Genomic DNA, 21,191 nt, shown 5'->3' with positions numbered 1-21,191 from the left:
GAAGGAACCGCACCGATGACGACACCACCAGCAAGCACGTCCGAGGATCTCTACGCGCGCGCCCGCGCCCTCATGCCCGGAGGCGTCAACTCGCCCGTCCGTGCCTTCGGCTCGGTCGGCGGGACCCCGCGCTTCCTCGTCGACGCGCACGGCGCCTACGTCACCGATGCCGACGGCAAGCAGTACGTGGACCTCGTCTGCTCGTGGGGCCCGGCACTGCTCGGCCATTCGCATCCGGACGTCATCGCCGCCGTGCACCGCGCCGTCGACCACGGGCTGACCTTCGGCGCCTCGACGCCGGCCGAGGCCGACCTCGCGCAGCTCGTCAAGGAGCGCGTCCCCGCCGTGGAACTGCTGCGCATGGTGTCCACCGGGACCGAGGCGACCATGACCGCCGTCCGGCTCGCGCGGGGCTTCACGTCCCGGAACCTGATCGTCAAGTTCGCGGGCTGCTACCACGGGCACGTGGACAGCCTCCTCGCGGCCGCCGGCTCGGGGGTCGCCACGCTGGCGCTGCCCGGTTCCGCCGGCGTCACGGAGGCGACGACCGCGGAGACGCTCGTGCTGCCGTACAACGACGTCGAGGCCGTCGAGGAGGCCTTCCGCACGCACGGCGAGCGCATCGCCGCCGTCATCACCGAAGCCGCTCCCGCGAACATGGGGGTCGTGACCCCGGCGCCGGGCTTCAACGCCTTCCTCAGCCGCATCACCTCCGAGCACGGCGCGCTGTTCATCGTCGACGAGGTCATGACCGGGTTCCGCACCCACCCGGGCGGGTACTGGAAGCTCACGGGCGGCGCCGACGACGCCGAGCACCCGTGGACACCGGACCTGCTGACCTTCGGGAAGGTCATCGGCGGCGGCATCCCGGCCGCGGCGCTCGGAGGGCGCGCGGACGTCATGAACTACCTCGCGCCGATCGGGCCGGTCTACCAGGCGGGCACCCTGTCGGGGAACCCGATCGCCATGGCGGCCGGCGTCGCGACCCTCACCGCCGCGACGGACGACGTCTACCGGCACGTCGACGCGCGCTCGCTCGAGGTCGGCGATGCCCTCACCGCGGAGCTCGCGAAGGCCGGCGTCGACCACTCCATCCAGCGGGCAGGGAACCTCTTCAGCGTCGCGTTCGGCACCGCCGAGCACGGCGTGCGGAACTACGCCGACGCCCAGGGGCAGGAGGCGTTCCGCTACGGGCCCTTCTTCCACTCCATGCTCGACTCGGGCGTGTACCTCCCGCCGTCCGTGTACGAGGCGTGGTTCCTCTCCGCGGCGCACGACGACGCCGCCATGGAGCGCATCCACGCCGCCCTTCCGGCGGCCGCGCGGGCAGCAGCGGAGGCCGTGCCGGTCGACTAGCTGAACTGGTCGGCCGGCTGTGCTGGTCGATCGTCGGCCCGGTCCGACTGTTGGTCGGGGGTACAGCCGACGACGGGCCACGCCCGCTCGATGACGGCGTCGGGCTCCGTCCGGCGGAGATACTCCTCGAAGTTCGCCGCCTGCCGATCGGCCCAGACGACGAGTGAGGCATGCAGATCCGTGGCGGGCTGCCGGAGGAACGCGAACCGCTCGGCGAGAACCGCACCGACCCGGAGCGTCGCGAGGACGTCGGCCGCCGACGTGTGTGCGTTCTCGAACGGGATGGCGTAGTGCTCGCACACGGCCGTCAGGGTCCGCTTGCCGCGCCGGTACCGGTCCGCCTGCTTGTCCATGATGTACGGGTCGATCACGGGCGAGGGCACCGGGACCCGGGCTGCGTGGCGGCGCCCCTCCTGCGCCAGCACCGTGAAGTCGTACCGGGCGTTGAAGGCCAGCACGGGGATGCCGGCGGAGAAGAAGCGCGCCAGGACGGCCGAGATCCCGTGGACGACCTCCGCGGCCGGCAGGCCGTGCGCCTGCGCGTGTGCCGTCGTGATGCCGTGGATCGCCGCGGCGCCCTCCGGGATGTCGATACCCGGATCAGCCAGCCACTCATGGTGCTCGAGCACGTCCCCGTCGCCGTCGACGAGCACGATCGTCGCGGTGACGATGCGCGCGGTCAGCGGATCCCGCCCCGTCGTCTCGAGGTCGAACCCGGCCCTCGGGCTTTCGTGCCAGCTCGTCATGGGACCACCGTACGGGCGGGCTCCGACCAAATAGGCGTGCGGCCCGCGCGGCCCGCCGGGCTAGGGTGGAGCGCATGGAGCGACGAGCCGGCGAGCATCCCGGCGGGCGGGGGCCCGTCCCGGATTCCGCCCTCGTCCCCGGCGCCGACCCGACGCCGCGGACCGACCCGGACGACTACTGCGATGCCGTCCTCGCCGTGACCGCACTGATCCCCGCCGGGAAGGTGCTGACCTACGGGGACATCGCCGAACTCCTCGACCGCGGCGGGCCCCGCCAGGTCGGCAGGGCGCTGTCCCGCACCACCCGGGACGTCCCCTGGTGGCGTGTCCTGCGTGCCGGCGGCCACCCGCCGCACGGCCTGGCCCTGCGTGCCCGCGCACACTACGGGACCGAGGGCACGCCGCTCCGCGTGCCGCAGGGGAGCACCGACCCCGGCGAGTACCGCGTGGATCTGAGTTCCGCCCGCTGGTGGCCCACGGCGGAGGAACAGGCCGTCCTCGACGACGTCGGCGCGTCCCTGCGACGCGCCGGTCCCTGACGCCGGGGCCCGTTGCGATGCCCCTGTTTGTCCGTGGCGTGTGATGGTCTTGATCCATGACCAGCACTCTTCCTGACGCTCCGCCGGCAGCCCTCGGCGACGGCGCCGCCACGGCCTCCGCGACCCCCGCGGAAGGGTACGCCGACGTGCTCCGGTCGCTGACGGACGTGACCGGTCAGGTGCTGGTCCTCGGTGCGCCGGGCAGTGGCAAGTCGTCCCTGCTCACCGACCTCGCCGTCGCCCGTATCGGGGCGGGGACCGTGGCGCCGGAAGGCCTGCTCCTCCTCGGTCCCACCCGCGCGGCCTCGACGCGGCTCCGGGACGAACTGACCGCCAAACTCGACCGCAGCATCAGCACGGCGCCCGCCCGCACCTGGGCGTCCTACGCCTTCGACCTCATCCGCCGGGCCAGGGCCGAGGGCCGCACCCCCGCCATCACGCGTGCACCGAGGCTGCTCTCGGGCGCCGAACAGGACCTCATCATCAAGGAGCTCCTCTCCGGCCACGGACGCGACGGCGCTCCGGGACTCGACTGGCCCTCCGGCCTCGCCCTCGCCCTGCCGACCCGCGGCTTCCGGCAGGAGATCCGGGACCTCTTCGACCGCGTGAGCGAGTACGGGGTCCCCGCCGAGGAGCTCTCCGCCTGGGGCGAGCGGTTCGACCGCCCGGACTGGGTCGCAGCGGCCGCTCTCTACCGCGAATACCGCGACGTCCTGGACCTCCGCATGCCCGAGGCCTTCGACCCGGCCGGCATCCTCACCGCCGCCCGCGAGATCCTCGAGACGGACCGCGACTTCCTCGACCGGGAGCGGGGGCGTCTGCAGCTGATCCTCGTGGACGACTACCAGGAGGCGAACCCCGCCGTCCATGCCCTGCTGGGGCTCATCGGGGCAGGCAACGACGTCGTCATCACCTCCTGCCCGGACGTGGTGGCGCAGGGCTTCCGCGGAGCACGCCCCGAACTCACCGGACGCCTGTCCACCCTCTTCCGCCGCGGGGGCGGCCTGACCACGGTCACCCTGCCGGGGTCGCTGACCCTCCACGGCCCGCTCGCCGGGGCGTGGAGCAACGTCGCGGCGCGCATCGCGACCACGGGCATCAGCACGGACTACCGGAACGTGGGGGGTCCTCGAACCGACGGCACGACGACGGACGGCCCGGCCATGTCCGCCCACGTCCTCGACAGCGCCTTCCACGAACAGCGGTTCATCACCCAGCGCGTGCTCGAGGCGCACCTGTTCGGGGAGCGCAGCCTCGACGACATCGCCGTGATCGTCCGCAACGGTGCGCAGGTGTCCGCGGTGCAGCGGTTCCTCACGGCCCAGGGCATCGCCGTGAACGTCCCCGCCGCGGAGACCGCCATCCGGGAGGAACCGGCCGTGCGCCCCCTGCTCGAGCTGTTCGCCGTCGTCGTCGGCCGCACCGAATTCGACACGGAGCTGTGCATCTCGCTGCTCACCTCGCGGATCGGCGGGGCGGGCAGCCTGGATCTCCGGCGCCTGCGCCAGATCCTCCGGCGGACCGAGCTGCAGGAGGGCGGGGGGCGGACGAGCGACGAACTCCTCACCGCCCTGTTCTCCGCGCCGGAGCAGATCGCCGCCCTGCCGTCCGAGGGAGCGCCGGTCCGGCGTCTGGCCCGCATGCTGGAGGCGGGGCGGTCCGCGGCCGCCGATCCCGGACGCGATCCCGAGACCGTCCTGTGGGCGCTGTGGTCCGCCTCGGGGCTCGCGCAGCAGTGGTCGGCCGCAGCCCTGTCCGAGGGGCCGTCCTCGAGCCGCGCCGACCGCGACCTCGACGCGATGATGGCCCTCTTCCAGACCGCGGAGCGATTCGTGGAACAGATGCCCGGCGCCGACCCGGAACTGTTCCTGGACTACATCCTCAGCCAGGACATCCCCATGGACACCCTGACGACGCGCATCGCCCGCCAGGCGTCGGTGTCGGTCCTGACGCCCGCGAGTGCCGCCGGCAGGCACTGGCCGCTCGTGATCGTGGCGGGCGTGCAGGACGGCGTCTGGCCCAATCTCCGGTTGCGGGGAGAACTCCTCGGATCGGGTGAACTGCGTGCGCTGCTCGACTACGGGGAATCGTTCCGCAGCAACCGGGACCCGGTGTCCCTGCTGCAGGACATCCGGTTCGACGAGCTGCGGACCTTCTCGCTCGCCGTCTCCCGGGCCACGCAGGAGCTGGTGTGCTGCGCCGTCGCCTCCCAGGACGAGCAGCCCTCACCGTTCCTCGACGTGCTCGACCCCCTGCCGCCCGGCATCGCAGCGCGACCGCGCACCGAGGTCCTGCGCCCCCTCACCCTCCGCGCGCTCGTCGCCGAGCTGCGGAAGTTCGCGCAGGACCCGCAGGCGAGCCCGGCCCTGTCCACGGAGGCCGCCCGGCACCTCGGGCGTATGGCAGTGCTGGAGCCGCCGGTGCCGGGAGCGCATCCGGCCCGGTGGTGGGGCGTGCTCGGCATGACCAGCGAGGACCCGGTGGTGCCGATGGACCAGCCGATCCCGGTATCGCCCTCCAAGGTCGAGTCCGTGCTCGCCTCGCCCCTGAGCTGGTTCGTCTCCGCCGCGGGCGGGGAGCGGACCACCGACTTCGCCCGGTCCCTCGGCACGCTCGTCCACCAGATCGCCCAGGACCTTCCGGAGGCCACCGGCACCGAGTACGTGCGGGAGCTCGAACGGCGCTGGCCGCAGCTGGGGATCAAGGACACCTGGGAGGGCCGGTCCGACTTCCGGCGCGCCGAGACCATGGTGCGGAAGCTCGCCGCCTACGTGCTCTCCATGCGGAAGGACGGACGCAGCCTTCTGGCCACGGAGGTCGACTTCGCGGTCGAGCTCGAGCTCCGCCTGGCGGACGCCGAACGGCTCGTGCGCCTGCGCGGGCAGATCGACCGGCTGGAGGTCGACGCCGACGGTCGCTTCGTCGTCGTCGACCTCAAGACGGGCAGGAGCTCGCCCGCACAGGCGGACATCCCACGCCACCCGCAGCTCGCCGCCTACCAGACGGCCCTGGCCGCGGGTGCCCGGTTCGGCGACCAGGACACGGACGGCACACCGGACGCCCCACAGGCCGAGCCCGAGGAGGCCGCGAACACCGGAGGCACCGCACCGGGGGGCGCTGCACTGGTCCAGCTGGGCACGAAGGCCAAGGGGGTCGCGGTGCAGGTGCAGCCCCCGGTGGGACCGGAGGACACCTGGGCGAGGACGATGATCGAGGACGCCGCCGCGCTGATGTCCGCCGCGACGTTCGACACCGTCCACGACCCCCGCCGGTCGGGGTTCGGCGGCAGCGGATGCCGGCTGCCCGAAGTCTGCCCCCTGTGCGAAGAGGGAAAGCAGGTGACGCAGTAGTGGCCGCTGCACGACGGGCGGCACGGTATTCGGCCCGGGCACTCGCGGAGCTGCTGCACACGGACCCGGATGCCCCCGTCCAGTACCCGACCGACGATCAGGCACGCGTCATCGAGGCACCCCTGGAGCCGCTGCTGGTCATCGCCGGCGCGGGCTCGGGGAAGACCAAGACCATGGCGGACAGGGTCGTCTGGCTCGTGGCCAACGACCTCGTGCGCCCCGAACAGGTCCTCGGCGTCACCTTCACCCGGAAGGCCGCCGGAGAGTTGGCGTCGAGGGTCCGGCAGCGGCTGGCCCAGCTCTACGCCGCGCTCGCGCAGGACGCCCCTGCACCCGCGGGCGGGGACGCTCTGGACCGGCTCGATCCCACCATCTCCACCTACCACTCCTTCGCCAACGGGATCGTCCAGGACTACGGGCTGCGCATCGGTGTGGAGCGTGATTCGGTGATGCTCGGGACCGCCCAGTCCTGGCAGCTCGCGCACGCCGTCGTCGAGGCCTACGACGGCGACTGGGAGCACTTCACGGCAGCGAAGAGCACGCTCGTGAAGGCGGTGCTCGGCATGGCGGGGGAGTGCGCCGAACACCTGGTCAGCCCGGCCACGGTCCGGGACGAACTGCGCCGCCACGTCGAGCACGTGGCCACCCGGCCGTACGTCGCAGGATCGGGCAGGGCAGCGACGCAGAAGGTCCAGGACCTGCTGGACAAGCTGCGCACCCGCATCACCGTCACCGAACTGGTCGAGCACTACGCCGCCGCGAAGCTCGCACGCAGGCAGCTCGACTTCGGCGACCTCGTCTCGCTCGCGGCCAGGATCGCCCGCGACATCCCGGAGGCCGGGGCGATGGAGCGGGAGAAGTACCGGGTGGTGCTGCTGGACGAGTTCCAGGACACCTCGCACGCCCAGATGGTCCTGTTCTCACGGCTGTTCGCCGACGGGCGTTCCGTCACCGCGGTCGGCGACCCCCACCAGTCCATCTACGGGTTCCGGGGCGCGTCCGCAGGGCAGCTCGGCACCTTCCGCACCGCGTTCCCGCGGGTGACCACCGAGAGCCGTGCGCCGTCGGAGGTGGCGCACCTGTCGGTCGCCTGGCGGAACGCGACCTCCATCCTCGAAGCCGCGAACACGGTGTCGGCTCCGCTCAACGTGCCGGCGCCGTGGCTCCGCAACACCACCGTCCAACAGGTCCCCGGACTCGTGGCGCGGCCCGGGGCGCCCCTCGGCGAGGTCCTGCTGGGGCGGTTCCTCACGGATGCGCCCGCTGCCGGGCAGGCTGCGCCGAGCAGGTCCGACGCCGCCCCGGACGACCCCGCGGGAGCCGACGGGCAGCCGACCGTCGGTCCGCAGACCTCGCTCAGCGAGGCCGAGGCCGTCGCCCGCGAGGCCCTGAGGCAGCGCCGGCGCAGCTTCGAGACCGACGACGACGGGTCGCCGCTCCGGCCCACCATGGCCGTGCTGTGCCGTGGGCGCAAGCAGTTCGAGCCGATCCGGCGGGAACTGGAGCGCGCCGGCATCCCGGTGCAGGTCGTCGGGCTCGGCGGCCTGCTGCGCACCCCCGAGATCGTCGACCTGCTCGCCACCTTGAGGGTCCTCGGCGACCCGGACCGCTCCGACTCGATGCTGAGGCTGCTGTCCGGCGCGCGCTGGCGGCTCGGACCGGCGGACCTGATGGCCCTCGGGGACTGGTCCCGGCAACTGGCCCGGACGCGTGAGGCCATGTTCCGCCGGGGCAGCCCGTCCGCCGGAGAGCCGGAGGGCGAGCTCGACCGCGAGCAGGGCAGGGACGCCGTCGTGGCCCCCGACCTCGCCGAGGCGGGGAGCCTGGTCGAGGCCGTCGACTACCTTCCGCCGCTCGACTGGGTGTCGTCGGCCGGCAGGACCCTGAGCGGTACCGCCCGGCAGCGGCTCGAGCTCCTGCGCCACGAACTGCGCGGCCTCCGGAGCTTCGTGGGCGATGACCTGGGCAGCATGATCGGCGAGGTCGAGCGCACGATCCTGCTGGACATCGAGGTGGCCGCGAAGCCGGGTGTGAGCATCCACGAGGCACGCCGCAACCTCGACGCCTTCACCGAGGCCGTCGCCGGCTTCGTGTCCACCGCGGAGCGTGTCGACCTGCCCGCGTTCCTCGCCTGGCTCGAGGCCGCGGACCAGGAGGAGGACGGACTGCCGGTGACGCAGCTCGAAGCGAGCCGTGACGCGGTCCAGCTCCTCACCGTGCACGCCTCCAAGGGCCTGGAATGGGACGTCGTGTTCGTGCCCGGCCTCAACGACGGCTCGTTCCCGAGCGGCAAGGACTCGCGCTGGAGCAGCGGCGACTCCGCCATCCCCTGGCCCCTGCGTGGCGATGCGCCCGAACTGCCGCAGTGGGACTGGGAGCAGCAGGACCAGAAGGAATGGCTGGCCAGCGAGACGGAGTTCACCGGAGAGGCGCGGGCGCACGCCGAACGCGAGGAACGCCGGCTCGCCTACGTTGCATTCACCCGCGCGAAGCACGCCCTGGTGTGCACGTCCTCGGCGTGGGGCGGCGGGCGGTCGAAACCGTCGGCGCCGTCCTCCTACCTGGCGGACCTCGTGGCGCTCGCCGAATCCGGGACGGCCGGCGTCGTCCTGCCGTACTGGCTCCCGGAAGGGGAGGAGGGGGACGCGAACCCGGCGAACGCGAGCCCGGAGCGGGCACGGTGGCCGTTCGATCCGCTCGGCATCCGGCGGCCGTCCATCGAACACGCAGCACAGGCGGTCCTCGAACAGGCCGCAGCACCCACGCCCGAGACCGAACCGGACGCCGGTCGCTGGGGTCGGGAGGTCCGGCTCGCCCTGGCGCGGCAGGCCCGGGAGCGGGAACGGATACCCCTCGCCCTGCCCTCGCACATCTCCGCCTCGACCCTGGTGGAACTGCGCGAGGACGCGGCCGCAGTCATGCAGCAACTGCGGCGGCCGCTGCCCCGGCGACCGGGGTCAGCCGCCCGCAAGGGCACCGCGTTCCATGCCTGGATCGAGGAGTTCTACGGGGCGGGCGGGATGCTCGACCTCGGCGAGTACCCCGGCGGTGCGGATTCGCATGTCGACGAGACCCTCGGACTGACGGACATGGCGGCGATCTTCGAGCAGTCCGAGTGGGCCCTGCGGGAGCCCGCGGCGATCGAGGCGCCCATCGAGACGAAGATCGGCGGCATCGTGGTGCGTGGCCGGGTGGACGCGGTGTTCCGCGACGCCGACGGCGGATGGGACCTCATCGACTGGAAGACGGGGCGGCCGCCGTCGCCGGACCGGCGCGCAGCCAAGGCGGTCCAGCTCGCCGTCTACCGGCTCGCGTGGTCGCGGCTGAAGGAGGTGCCCCTCGAGAAGGTGCGCGCGGCGTTCTTCTACGTCGCCGACAACCTGGTGGTCCGGCCCCACGATCTCGCCGATGCCGGGGAACTCGAGAGGATCATCCGGGCGGCCGGCCCGGCCGGCTCCTGAGCACGGGCGCGGGCGGGCGTACCCGCATGCGTCGCTCGTCCCCGGGACCCCTGTCCCGTCTGGACGACGTCGGGGCGACGGCGGACGGCAGGTGGGCCGGAGGGGTCAGCGCCGGGCCTGGACGATCGGCAGGGCGGAGGTGGCGACGTCGTCCGGGGACCCCGTTCCGGGGTCGGTGCCCGTCAGTACCGTGACCTTCGACGAGGTCGTGACAGGCCGCTGACGCCCCGCCGTGAGGCGGGCGTGCGCCAGCGAGGAGCCGGAGGGGGTCCCATGGTCGCGGCGCCGGTCGTCCTCGGTCGGCGCCGCATGGAGATGCGCCCGGTTGGCTTCGGCCTTCGGGTCGAAGAGGTGGCTGCCGGTGCGCTCCGGAGCAGGGGCACCGTCCACGGCCGGAGCCCCGGCTTGCCCCGACGGCCGCTCGTCATCCGCGGCACGGGATCCGCCTACGGACGCCGGATCGTGCGTGCCGCGGTGGCCGGCCCCGACGGTGTCGACGCCCCCTGCACCGCTGGCCGGGCGGAGCGATGCTTCGCCGGTGACCGACCCAGCATCATCGGGCGCATCATCGGAAGCCTCCTCGGACCCCGACGGGAGGTGCGCGCCGTCCGCGTCCGTGCCCAGTTCGTCGCCCCACTCGAGGCGCTGCTCGTGCTCGTGCCGTGCCCGTTCCGCGGCCTCGTGCTGTTCGCGCTCGATCGATTCCACGTCGGCTTCGAGCGTGGCGAGCATGTCCTCCGCCTCGTCGATCATGCCGGCGTCCTCGAGGGCCATCCCCCGGACCAGCCACTGCGCCAGGGCGAACTCCGCGGCGAGCGCAGCGCGGCGGGACAGGTGGGGATCGACGGCGGTGGCCCTTGCGGCCGCGTAGGCCGCATACACGGCGTCGACGAACGCGGTGTCCTCGGCCGCGGCGAGCCAGGCGAAGTCCTCGGCGGGATCGCCGACGCACAGGTCCGTCCACCCGGTCACGGCCGAGACGCGACCCGCGGCGATGAGGAGGTGGTCCTCGTGGAGGTCGCCATGGACCACGGTCGGGCTGAACCGCCAGAGGGCGACGTCCTCGAGCGCGTGCTCCCAGCGGCGCAGCAGGATGGAGGGGATCCTCCCGGTGGTCGCGGCCTGGTCCAGCTCGTTCAATTTGCGCTGGCGGTACTCGTCGGCCTCGTACCCGGGCAGGTCCGCGCGCTGCACCATCTCCGGCGGCAACGTGTGGATCGCGGCGATCACGCGGCCGAGTTCCTCCGCCATCGCGGACCCGCCGGCGGTGAGCGCGTCGAGCGATCGGGTGGTGCCGGCCAGGTGCGAATACACGAAGGTGCTGAGCTCACCCTGGCGGACGCTGCCGGCCATGTGCGGGATGAGGAACGGCAGCTCCGCCTTGACGGCGGGGGTGAAGGCACGCAGGGCCTGCAACTCGGTCTCGAGGCGCATGCTGGCCTCCGCGTGCCGGGGCGAGCGGACCCTCCACTGCTTCCCTGCATCGTCGACGAGCAGGGCGGCGTCGAAGTCCGCGGCGTCGTCGGGGGCGCCGGCGACGCCGGTCGGAGCGAGGCCAGGTACTGCGGCGCTGGCGATGGCTGCAAGTTCCATGGGTGTCCGTTTCACAAGATCAACCGTAGGGCGTTCCAGCTCCGGCCGCTCGCAGCTGTTCGGCGAGTCGCCGGATGCACCACTCGTGTCGGGCCCCGCACTACTCCTCCACCGGGGTTCCGGTGAATGGGATTTGGGAGTGCAAGAACGTACCGTAGAACCATGACCGATCCACTCCGGGCCCTCGTGCTCCCTCCCCTCGGATCGCTGCCACTGTCACGTGCCGCCACGGACCGGGACGGCGAGGCCCGGCCCACCGAACACTTCCTCGACGACCTGTGGGCGTCGGCGGACACACGGGTCCTGCCGCTCGCCCGCGGGAAGGCCCCCGTCGTCGGGAACGCCCTCCGTCTCCTCGGTCCCGCGGACCTCGCCCGCCCGGCCATGGTCGTCTACCTCGGCCGCGTCGACGAGGGGTACGCCGATGCCGGGCGGCGCGTCGTCCTGGCCGTGTTCGACGAGGAGGACGCTGCCGTCGCGCCCCTCGGCCAGTGGCTCGGCCTGCGCGAGATCGCGGCGTCGCTCGATGCGCGCGACACCGGCCTGTTCGTGGCGGGTGCCGCGATCGCCAACTGGCACGCGACCCACACCCACTGCCCCCGCTGCGGTGCCGCGACGGTTCCCACCCACGCCGGCTGGGTGAGGCGGTGCCCGAGGGACGGGTCCGAGCATTACCCGCGCACGGACCCCGCCATCATCGTCTCCATTATCGACGACGACGACCGCATCCTGCTCGGCTCCGCCGTCGCCTGGCCCGAGGACCGCTACTCGACGCTGGCCGGCTTCGTCGAACCCGGTGAGTCGCTCGAGGCCGCCGTCGTCCGCGAGGTCGGGGAGGAATCCGGGATCCGGGTCGAATCCCCGGAGTACCTCGGCTCCCAGCCCTGGCCGTTCCCGGCATCCCTGATGGTCGGCTTCACGGCACGGGCCGCGAACACCGATGCCGTACCCGACCGCGAGGAGGTGCGGTCGCTGCGGTGGTTCACGCGGGAGGAACTCTTCGCCGAGGTGCGCGACGAGAAGATCGTCGTGGCGGGCGGCGTCTCCATCGCGCGGGCGATGATCGAGCGGTGGTACGGCGGGCCGCTGGACGAGGAGCCATCGGAGGCGCGTCCCTAGTGTCCGGACAACTGCTCGAGGACAGCATCCTCGAGGGACTCGACGACGAACAGCGGACGGTGGCCAGCACTCTGTCCGGACCGCTGTGCGTGCTCGCCGGAGCAGGTACGGGCAAGACCCGCGCCATCACCCACCGCATCGCGTACGGCGTGCACACCGGCGTCTACAAGCCGCAGCAGGTCCTCGCCGTGACCTTCACCGCGCGGGCCGCGGCGGAGATGCGCACACGGCTCCGCGACCTCGGGGCCGGCGGGGTCCAGGCGCGGACCTTCCACGCGGCGGCGCTCCGGCAGCTGCAGTACTTCTGGCCGCAGGCCGTCGGCGGCCCGCTGCCGGCCCTCGTGGACCACAAGGCCCAGCTGATCGCGGAGTCGGCGCGCCGGCTGCGCCTGTCGACCGACCGCGCCGCGATCCGCGACGTCGCCGCGGAGATCGAGTGGGCCAAGGTCTCAATGCTCACCCCCGACGCCTACGCCGGGGCCGCCGCCGGCCGGGCGGAACCGGCGGGCATGGACCTCATCACGGTGTCCCGGATCTTCTCGGCGTACGAGGATCTGAAGATCGACCGCAACCTCATCGACTTCGAGGACGTCCTGCTGACGACCGTCGCCATCCTCGAGGAGGACGAGAAGGTGGCGGCGACGGTGCGGGCGCAGTACCGCCAGTTCGTGGTCGACGAATACCAGGACGTCTCCCCGCTCCAGCAGCGCCTGCTCGATCTGTGGCTCGGCGAGCGTCGCGACCTGTGCGTCGTGGGTGATGCCAGCCAGACCATCTACTCCTTCACCGGCGCCACCTCACGCCACCTCCTCGACTTCACCAAGCGCTACGAGGGTGCCCAGGTGGTCAGGCTGGTGCGCGACTACCGATCCACACCCCAGGTGGTGCGCGCAGCCAACACGCTGCTCGCCGCGCGGGGCACCGAGGTGGACCGACGCGCGGGCGAGACGACCTGGTCGGCCCCGCTCGAACTCGTCGCGCAGCGCCCCGCCGGCCCCGAGCCGGTGTACACGGAGTGCACCGACGACGACGCCGAGGCGGCCGAGTGCGCCCGGCGCATCGGTCTCCTGCTGGGCCAGGGCGTCAAGGCGAGCGAGATCGCCATCCTCTACCGCACGAACGGGCAGTCCGAGGCCTACGAGCAGGCGCTCGCCAGCGCCGGCATCGGATACCAGCTGCGCGGCGGCGAGCGGTTCTTCCAGCGGCGCGAGGTCCGCGACGGGCTGCTGCAGCTCCGGGCCGCGGCACGCACCCAGGGCGACGACGACGTGCCCCAGCAGGTCCGCGATGTCCTCGCGTCCCTCGGCTACACCTCCGTCGCCCCACAGAACTCCGGCGCCGTCCGCGAGAAATGGGAATCGCTGGCCGCCCTCGTGGGGCTCGCCGACGAGCTCAGCAGGGTCCGCGGCGAGGCCTTCACGCTGCAGACGTTCGTGGCCGAACTCAAGGAGCGGGCCGCGGCGCAGCACGCCCCGACCGTCCAGGGTGTGACCCTCGCGTCCCTCCACTCGGCGAAGGGCCTCGAATGGGACGCCGTCTTCCTCGTGGGGCTGAGCGAGGGGCTCATGCCGATCTCGTTCGCGGACACGCAGGAAGGCATCGACGAGGAGCGGCGGCTGCTGTACGTGGGCATCACACGCGCCCGGATCCACCTGTCGATGTCGTGGTCGACGTCCAGATCCGCGGGCGGACGCGCCACCCGGAAACCCTCGCGCTTCCTCGATGCACTGCGGCCCGCGACCGCCGGCCAGGCATCCTTCCGTCAGCCCCGGGCGAAGGCCACCCGCAAGTCCTCCGGGCCGGCGGTCTGCCGCGTGTGCAAGCGGCCGCTGCTCACGGGTGCCGAGCGCAAGATCGGTCGCTGCAGCGACTGCCCGGCCACCTACGAGGAGGAGACCTTCGAGGCGCTGCGCGCCTGGCGGCTCGCGGAGTCGAAGGAGAAGGACGTCCCCGCCTTCGTGGTGTTCACGGACGCGACGCTCGTGGCCATCGCCGAGGCGCGGCCGCAGACCCTCGACGAACTCGGCGATCTCGCCGGCGTCGGTTCCGCGAAGCTCGAGCGGTACGGCGAAGCGGTCCTGGAGATCATCAGTGACACCGCCTGACACCGGCGGGCCGCCTCACCCCGTGCGGCTTCCGGTCGAGGTCAGACGGTCGGCACGGCGGAAGCGCACGGTGAGCGCGGACATCCGCGACGGCGTGCTGTGGGTCTCCATCCCGGGCCATTTCTCGCCCGGCCAGGAGCGCCACTGGGTGGAGCGCATGGTGGAACGGATGTCCGCGAAGTACCTCGCACAGCCGGCCGTCGACGACGAAGCCACATCCGCGCTGCAGCGGAGAGCCGAGGCCCTGGCCCGGCAGTACCTCGGTGGCAGGGGAGTGCCGAGCACGATCGGCTGGGTCACCAACCAGAACACCCGGTGGGCCTCCGCCACGCCCGCCCACCGCACCGTCCGCCTCTCGCATCGGCTGCAGGGCATGCCGGAGTGGGTCGTCGACTACGTGATCCTGCACGAGATGGCCCACCTGATCGAACCCTCGCACAGCGCCGCCTTCTGGGACCTGCTGACGTCCTACCCCAGCACCGAGACCGCCAAGGCGTTCCTCGACGGCGCCGCCTTCGCAGCGCACCGCAACCTCACGGGAGCGCCGGAGGAGTTCTAGGGCCCCAGGTCATCCCGATCATCGGGAACGAGCCGCTCGGTGTCGACGCACAGGGGCGCCGCCCGGGCGGACGCCGGAGACGTCAGCGCCTGGCGTCGCCGTCCGGGGCGGGCCCGTCACCCTGCGGATCGTCGGCGGGCCCGTCCGCCGGCCCGCCGTCGGACGGGTGGCCGGCCCCGTCGTCGGACCGACCGGTGGGGGAGGCGCCGTCGGGACCGGGCGTGGGCGTTCCGTCCCCGGTTGCCGTGCCCCCGGAGGCGTCAGGAGCCTCCTCGCCCGGCTCCTCCCCCTCCGGCTCCTCGAAGCCTCCGGCCAGGAGCCGCTGAAGGGCCGCATCGACGTCGGCGTCGGAGGAGTCGAGCAGCCGACGTCGTCCCGCGAAGCCTGCGGGATCGTCGAGGTCCTCAGCGGTGGGCAGCAGATCGGGATGCTGCCACAGGGCGTCGCGCCCCTCGATGCCGCGTTCCTCGGTGAGGAGGGACCACAGGGCCGCGGCGTCGCGCAGCCTGCGCGGCCTCAGCTCGAGTCCCACCAGCGAGGCGAAGGCGTGCTCGGCCGGGCCGCCGGTGGCCCGACGGCGACGGAGCATCTCCCGCAAGGCACCCGCCGACGGCAGATTCGCCGCCGCTGCGGCGGTCATCTCGTCCACCCACCCCTCCACGAGGGCGAGGGTGGTCTCGAGCCGCACGAGGGCGGCGTCCTGCTCAGGGGTCCTCTCCGGCATGAAGACGCCCTGCGACAGGGCGCCCTGGAGGCTCTCGGGGTTGGTGGGGTCGATGTCACGGGCGGCTTCCTCGATCTTGCCCATGTCGATGTGGATGCCCCGGGCATAACGCTCGATGCTGCCGAGGAGGTGGCCCGTGAGCCAGGGGATATGCGTGAAGAGCCGGACGTGCGCCGCCTCGCGCACCGCGAGGAACAACTGGACTTCCTGCTCGGGGATGTCGAGTCCAGCACCGAACGCCGCCACGTTGGCCGGGAGGAGGGCCATCCGCCCGTCGGCGAGGGGGACACCGATGTCCGTCGACCCGACGACGTCCTTCGACAGCGCACCGACGGCCTGCCCCAGCTGCATCCCAAACATCGCGCCGCCCACGTTCTGGAGCATCGAGGCGGGACCGCCCATCATGCCCATCATCGACTTCATCTCGTCGGGAAGCTGCCCGGTGATGGCATCGGAGAGGGCCTTGGCGATGCTCGTCGCCACGGGCTCGGTGAGCCGACGCCAGGTGGCCATCGTGGCCTCGACCCATTCGGCGCGCGACCACGCTCGGCCGAGCTGTCCGGTGCTCGGGAACTCTGTCACGGGATCGAGCCACAGCTCGGCGAGTTTCAGTGACTCGTCGACGCTCCGGCGCTGGAGCGAGGTGACCGAGGGATCGTTGTCCGATGCCGCCACCCGCCGGGCCTGCTCATGGGCCATCTGCCAGTTCACGGGGCCCTCGCTCGGCGCGGAGAACATCGCCTGGACCTGCTGCATCATCATCGCCATCGCCGCAGGATCGGAGGGGAGCCCGGCCGCCTTCGCGATCTCCTGGGGGTCGAAGCCCCCGGCCCCGCCGCCGAACATCTTCGCCAGCATCTCGGACAGCGGATCCTGGGGTGTGTCGTCGTCGTCGTTCGAAGGGTTGGATGGGTTGGTCACTGATACCACCGGTCCTGGGGAGTAGCTTGGGGATCCGGGCAGGAGGGGGTTTCCGCTCCCGCCGGCTGTTGGATACACGCTACCGGCACGGCATCGCCGCTGTCCCTCGGGCCGTCGGCCGTTCGCTGAGGGCAAAGCCCACCCCGGGGTTCGGGCAGCAGTCGACGGCGCCGGGAAGGGCCGGGCGGCGGACGGACGGCATCCTCCCGGATCGACCCCGGCCTGAGCGTCTACTCTAAGTAAGCCGGAAGACGCTGATCGCGCCGTCGCACGGCACGCGCCTACAGAGAGAAGCACAGTGACGCAGCCTGTCCACTTCGAGACGTACAGCCCCGAGGGACCCGCCCGGCCGAGGGATCCGCGCTTCCGCGCCATGGCCGTCTCCGGGAGCCTCGCCGTCGTCCTGTGCGCGACCGCTGTGCTCCTGCCGTCGCCCTACATCATCGAATCGCCCGGCCCCACCTTCAACACCATCGGGGAGGTCGACGGCCAGGCGCTCATCCGGGTGGAGGGGAGGGAGAGCTTTCCCCCCGAGGGCGAGCTCGATCTCACCACCGTCCTCGTCAGCGGTGGTCCGAACGGCCGGGTGAACGTCCTCGACACCTTCCGGGCCTGGGCTGATCCGGACATGGACGTCCTGCCGGAGCAGCTGGTGTACCCGGAAGGGACGACCTCCTCCGACGTCCAGGAGCGGAACGCCGTGGCCATGACGTCGTCGCAGGAATCGGCGATCGCCGCGGCCCTCTCCCACGAGGGGATCGAGTTCACCGAGGAGCTGTCCGTCGCGGGGCTGGCGGATGATTCCGCGTCGGAGGGCATTCTGGAGGTCGGGGACATCCTGCGCACCATCGACGGGCGCGGGATCGAGAACATCGAGACCCTCCGCAGTGTGCTGGCCCAGGCGGGCGGCGCTGCCGCCACCCTGGGGATCGTCCGGGACGGTGCGGAGATGGAGGTCGCGGTCACGCCGAAGGAATCGGCCGAGGGGGAGTTCCAGCTGGGTGTCCTGCTCGCCTCCACCTTCGATTTCCCCTTCGACGTGTCCATCCAGCTCGACAACGTGGGTGGTCCCTCGGCCGGCACCATGTTCGCCCTCGGAATTGTCGACAACCTGACGGAGGGCGACCTCACGGGCGGCAGGCACTTCGCGGGCACCGGCACGATCGACTCCGGCGGCGTCGTCGGGCCGATCGGTGGGATCGCCCAGAAGCTCGTCGGGGCCCGAGCCGGTGGGGCGGACTTCTTCCTGGCACCCGCCGGCAACTGCGACGAGGTCATCGGCAACATCCCTGACGGCCTGACGGTCGTGAAGGTCGAGACGCTCGGCGACGCCGTCGACGCCGTCGAGACGTTGGGTGCCGGCGGCGATGCGTCCGACGTGCCCGCCTGCTGACGCTCCGCGAAACGGTGCAGCCATCGCCCGGCCACCGCACGACACGGTTCGGTGACGATCCCGACGCCCTCGAGGCGGGGCGGGAACCTAATTGGTCGGGCCAAGCGTGAACAGGGCAGAATGAAATCACGAAGGGCCTGACTGTGCGCTCTCCTCTGCCCCCGCCCGGGCGGGGAGCGGTGCGGAGGACCGGTCGGCGTGACCCGCAGCAGCTAACGATGAGGTAGATGTGACATCCGGACCAGACCGGCCGTTCGGCAGTAGCCCGAGCCCAGCACGTGGAACCACCAGCAGGCGCCGCAGTCCGCTGATACCGACGATCATCGTCGTGGCGGTGATCGTCATCGCCTTCGTCTACCTGTCCCAGGTCTATGCGGACGTGCTCTGGTACAACCAGCTCGGGTTCCTCGAGGTCTTCGTGACGGAGAACCTGACGCGCATCGTCCTCTTCGTCGTCGCGTTCCTCGTCATGGCGGCGGCCGTGTACTTCAGCCTGCGCATCGCGTTCCGCAACAGGCCCATCTACGCGCCGGACAGTGCCATCCAGGACAATCTCAACAGGTACCAGGCGCAGCTCGAACCGATCCGCCGCCTGCTGATGCTCGGTATCCCGGTGGTCCTCGGAGCCTTCGCGGGCACGGCCGCCTCCTCACAGTGGCAGCAGGTCCTGCTGTTCATCAACCAGGAACCGTTCAACCGTCAGGACCCGGAGTTCGGTCTGGACTACGCCTTCTACATGTTCACGCTGCCGTTCCTGAACTTCGTGACGGGGTTCCTGATCAGCGTGGTCATCATCAGCGCCATCGCGACGATCCTCACGCACTACCTCTACGGCGGCATCCGCCTCGAGGAGAAGGGCCTGTTCACGACCAAGGCGGCCCGCGTGCAGATCGCCGTCGTCGCCGCCCTCTTCCTGGTGCTGCAGGGCGTCAACTACTGGCTCGACCGCTACGACACCCTGCTGAACCAGGGCACCTGGGCCGGCGCGCTGTACACGGACGTCAATGCGGTCATCCCCACGAAGGCCATCCTCGCGGTGGCTGCGATCATCGTCGCCGCCCTGTTCGTGGCCTCCGCGTTCGTCGGCCGCTGGCGGCTGCCGCTGATCGGAACCGCGATGCTCATCATCACGGCGCTGCTCGCCGGCGGCGTGTACCCGGCGGTCGTGCAGCGCTTCCAGGTGCGTCCCTCCGAGCTCAGCCTCGAGGACGAGTTCATCGAACGGAACATCCAGCTCACGCGTGAGGCCTACGGGCTCGACCAGGTGGAGGTCGAGGCGTACTCACCGGAGTCGATCCCGGCCGCGGGCGCGCTGGGCGAGGACGGCGAAACCACCGCGAACATCCGCCTGCTCGACCCGAATCTGGTCTCTGATGCCTTCAGTCAGCTCCAGCAGTTCCGTCAGTACTACCAGTTCCCGCAGACCCTCAACGTCGACCGGTACGAGATCGACGGCGAAGTACAGGACACCGTGATCGCGGTGCGCGAGTTGGACACCAACGGTGTGCCGGACGGCTGGGTCAACGAGCACGTCTTCTACACGCACGGATACGGTGTGGTCGCCGCAGCCGGCTCGACCGTGGAGCCCGACGGCCGCCCGTCCTTCCTGCAGTCCGGCATCCCCTCGACCGGTGTGCTGGGCGACGAGTCCACCTATGAGCCGCGCATCTACTTCGGCGAGGAATCCCCCGAGTACTCGGTCGTCGGAGCGCCGGAGGGCCAGGCCCCCGCCGAGATCGACCGGCCGCAGAACGAGAACTCCGACAACGAGTCCCGGACGACCTTCAGCGGACAGGGCGGCCCCAACGTCGGCAACGCCTTCAACCGCCTCGTCTACGCCCTCAAGTTCCAGTCCACGGACCTGCTGCTGTCCGACCAGGTCAACGGCGATTCGCAGATCCTCTACGATCGCGATCCCGTGGACCGTGTGCGCAAGGTCGCTCCGTATCTGACGCTCGACGGCAACAGCTACCCCGCGATCGTGGACGGTCGCGTCAAGTGGATCATCGACGGGTACACCACCAGTGCCAGCTTCCCCTACTCGATGCAGCAGGAACTGGAGCAGGCGACGCAGGATTCGCAGACCGCGGAGGGCCTGGCCACGGCGCTGCCCGCGGAGCGCGTCAACTACATCAGGAACGCCGTGAAGGCCACCGTGGACGCGTACGACGGTTCCGTGAACCTGTACGCGTGGGACGATCAGGATCCGGTCCTGCAGTCGTGGCAGAACGTGTACCCGACCTCGCTGAAGCCCTACAGCGAGATGTCGGCCGACCTCATGGCGCACGTGCGGTACCCCGAGGACCTCTTCAAGGTGCAGCGCGAGCTCCTGGCGCGCTACCACGTCACCGACACCGACGCGTTCTACAACAACAGCGAGGCGTGGAGCGTACCCGCGGACCCCGGCGCGGGGTCCGACAGCACGACGACGGCGTCCACCCCGCGGCAGCCGCCGTTCTACCTCACGCTCCAGATGCCCAACCAGGAGGAGGCGGCGTTCTCGCTGACGACGCCGTACATCCCGTACGTGCCCGTGGGTCAGACGCCGCGGAACGTGCTGTACGGTTTCCTCGCGGCCAACGGTGACGCCGGCACGGGCGAGGACGGCGTCAAGAACGAGAACTACGGCAGGCTGACCCTGCTCGACAGCTCGGGCCAGGATTCCGTGGTAGGTCCCGGACAGGCCCAGAACCTCTTCAACTCGGACACGACCGTGTCGCAGGAGCTCAACCTGCTCCGGCAGGGTGCGTCCGAGGTCATCAACGGCAACCTCCTGACGCTGCCGATCGGCGGCGGGATCGCGTACGTGCAGCCCGTCTACGTCCAGTCCTCGGGCAGCTCGTCCTTCCCCGTCCTGCGGCGGGTCCTGGTCAGCTTCGGGGAGACCGTCGGGTTCGCACCGACCCTCGCCGAGGCACTGGACCAGGTGTTCGGCGGCAACTCGGGGGCCACGACCGGCGACGAGGAGAACGTCGGGGAGACCCCGGACGACCCGGCGGCGCCTCCGGCGGAGGGTGGGGACGGGGGAGCGACACCGTCGCCCGCACCCACGCCTTCCGAGGGCGGAACCCCCGGTGGCGCGACCGGAGACCCGGCCGCCGATCTGCGGGCAGCACTCGCCGACGCGAACAGCGCGATCCAGGACGGTAACGCCGCCCTCGAGTCGGGCGACTTCGCAGCCTATGGTGAGGCCCAGGACCGCCTGGAGCAGGCCATCCAGCGGGCGCTCGACGCCGAGGAACGCGGCGCGGCTGCGGCCGGACAGTAGCCCGAGCGCCCCGGGCAGCCGCCCAATTTGCTTCTCCACCCGGCGGCCGGTAACGTT

11 protein-coding genes and 1 pseudogene are annotated in these 21,191 nt (G+C 71.6%); 9 read left to right on the top strand and 3 right to left on the bottom strand.

Annotated elements, in window-relative coordinates:
* The first annotated feature begins 15 nt into the window (after positions 1-15).
* Entirely contained in the window at positions 16-1,356 is a 1,341-nt protein-coding gene (gene hemL / locus CXQ92_RS05665) for a glutamate-1-semialdehyde 2,1-aminomutase (protein WP_104165974.1), read from the top strand.
* Here the strand turns inward: hemL and CXQ92_RS05660 are convergent.
* Positions 1,353-2,102, bottom strand: a complete 750-nt coding sequence (locus tag CXQ92_RS05660; RefSeq protein WP_104165972.1) for a 3'-5' exonuclease — start codon at positions 2,100-2,102, stop codon at positions 1,353-1,355. The two genes, hemL and CXQ92_RS05660, sit on opposite strands and share 4 nt — an antisense overlap.
* 74 nt (positions 2,103-2,176) lie before the next feature.
* On the opposite strand from CXQ92_RS05660, the gene CXQ92_RS05655 reads away from it, so the two are divergent.
* From CXQ92_RS05655 to CXQ92_RS05645, 3 genes are read left to right on the top strand one after another with little or no spacing between them, the layout of a single operon-like run.
* Entirely contained in the window at positions 2,177-2,641 is a 465-nt protein-coding gene (locus tag CXQ92_RS05655; RefSeq protein ID WP_104165970.1) for an MGMT family protein, read from the top strand.
* 56 nt (positions 2,642-2,697) lie between these two features.
* Entirely contained in the window at positions 2,698-5,991 is a 3,294-nt protein-coding gene (locus tag CXQ92_RS05650; protein ID WP_146067398.1) for an ATP-dependent DNA helicase, read from the top strand.
* Positions 5,991-9,452: an ATP-dependent DNA helicase gene (locus tag CXQ92_RS05645; protein ID WP_258069730.1), complete on the top strand. Its 3,462-nt coding sequence runs from the start codon at positions 5,991-5,993 to the stop codon at positions 9,450-9,452. Before CXQ92_RS05650 ends, CXQ92_RS05645 begins: the two co-directional genes overlap by 1 nt.
* A 705-nt stretch (positions 9,453-10,157) precedes the next feature.
* Here CXQ92_RS05645 and CXQ92_RS18615 read toward each other — a convergent pair.
* Positions 10,158-11,060 (bottom strand): annotated as a pseudogene (locus tag CXQ92_RS18615) (phosphotransferase); the annotation flags it as partial.
* Positions 11,061-11,207: 147 nt separating this feature from the next.
* On the opposite strand from CXQ92_RS18615, the gene nudC reads away from it, so the two are divergent.
* From nudC to CXQ92_RS05625, 3 genes are all read left to right on the top strand, one after another.
* Complete coding sequence (nudC, locus tag CXQ92_RS05635) at positions 11,208-12,164, top strand: NAD(+) diphosphatase (RefSeq protein ID WP_104165965.1); 957 nt, start codon at positions 11,208-11,210, stop codon at positions 12,162-12,164.
* Positions 12,164-14,269 (top strand): ATP-dependent DNA helicase UvrD2, encoded by a 2,106-nt coding sequence (locus CXQ92_RS05630; RefSeq protein ID WP_258069728.1) that lies wholly within the window; start codon positions 12,164-12,166, stop codon positions 14,267-14,269. The genes nudC and CXQ92_RS05630 overlap by 1 nt, the downstream gene beginning before the upstream one ends.
* A gap of 70 nt (positions 14,270-14,339) precedes the next feature.
* Positions 14,340-14,828: a M48 family metallopeptidase gene (locus CXQ92_RS05625; RefSeq protein ID WP_258069727.1), complete on the top strand. Its 489-nt coding sequence runs from the start codon at positions 14,340-14,342 to the stop codon at positions 14,826-14,828.
* A gap of 82 nt (positions 14,829-14,910) precedes the next feature.
* On the opposite strand, the gene CXQ92_RS05620 is transcribed toward CXQ92_RS05625, so the two are convergent.
* Positions 14,911-16,410, bottom strand: coding sequence for a zinc-dependent metalloprotease (locus tag CXQ92_RS05620; RefSeq protein WP_219815693.1), 1,500 nt, complete (start codon positions 16,408-16,410; stop codon positions 14,911-14,913).
* A gap of 361 nt (positions 16,411-16,771) precedes the next feature.
* Between CXQ92_RS05620 and CXQ92_RS05615 the strand changes: the two genes are divergently transcribed.
* Together CXQ92_RS05615 and CXQ92_RS05610 are read left to right on the top strand one after the other, a co-directional pair.
* Complete coding sequence (locus CXQ92_RS05615) at positions 16,772-17,866, top strand: S16 family serine protease (RefSeq protein WP_258069726.1); 1,095 nt, start codon at positions 16,772-16,774, stop codon at positions 17,864-17,866.
* A gap of 322 nt (positions 17,867-18,188) precedes the next feature.
* Positions 18,189-21,134, top strand: coding sequence for a UPF0182 family protein (locus tag CXQ92_RS05610; RefSeq protein ID WP_258069801.1), 2,946 nt, complete (start codon positions 18,189-18,191; stop codon positions 21,132-21,134).
* The last annotated feature ends 57 nt before the right edge of the window (positions 21,135-21,191 follow it).

The sequence above is a fragment of the Arthrobacter sp. SX1312 genome, from assembly GCF_002929295.1.
Taxonomy (GTDB): Bacteria; Actinomycetota; Actinomycetes; order Actinomycetales; family Micrococcaceae; genus Arthrobacter_D.
This window is presented reverse-complemented; position numbering and strand designations above follow the sequence as displayed.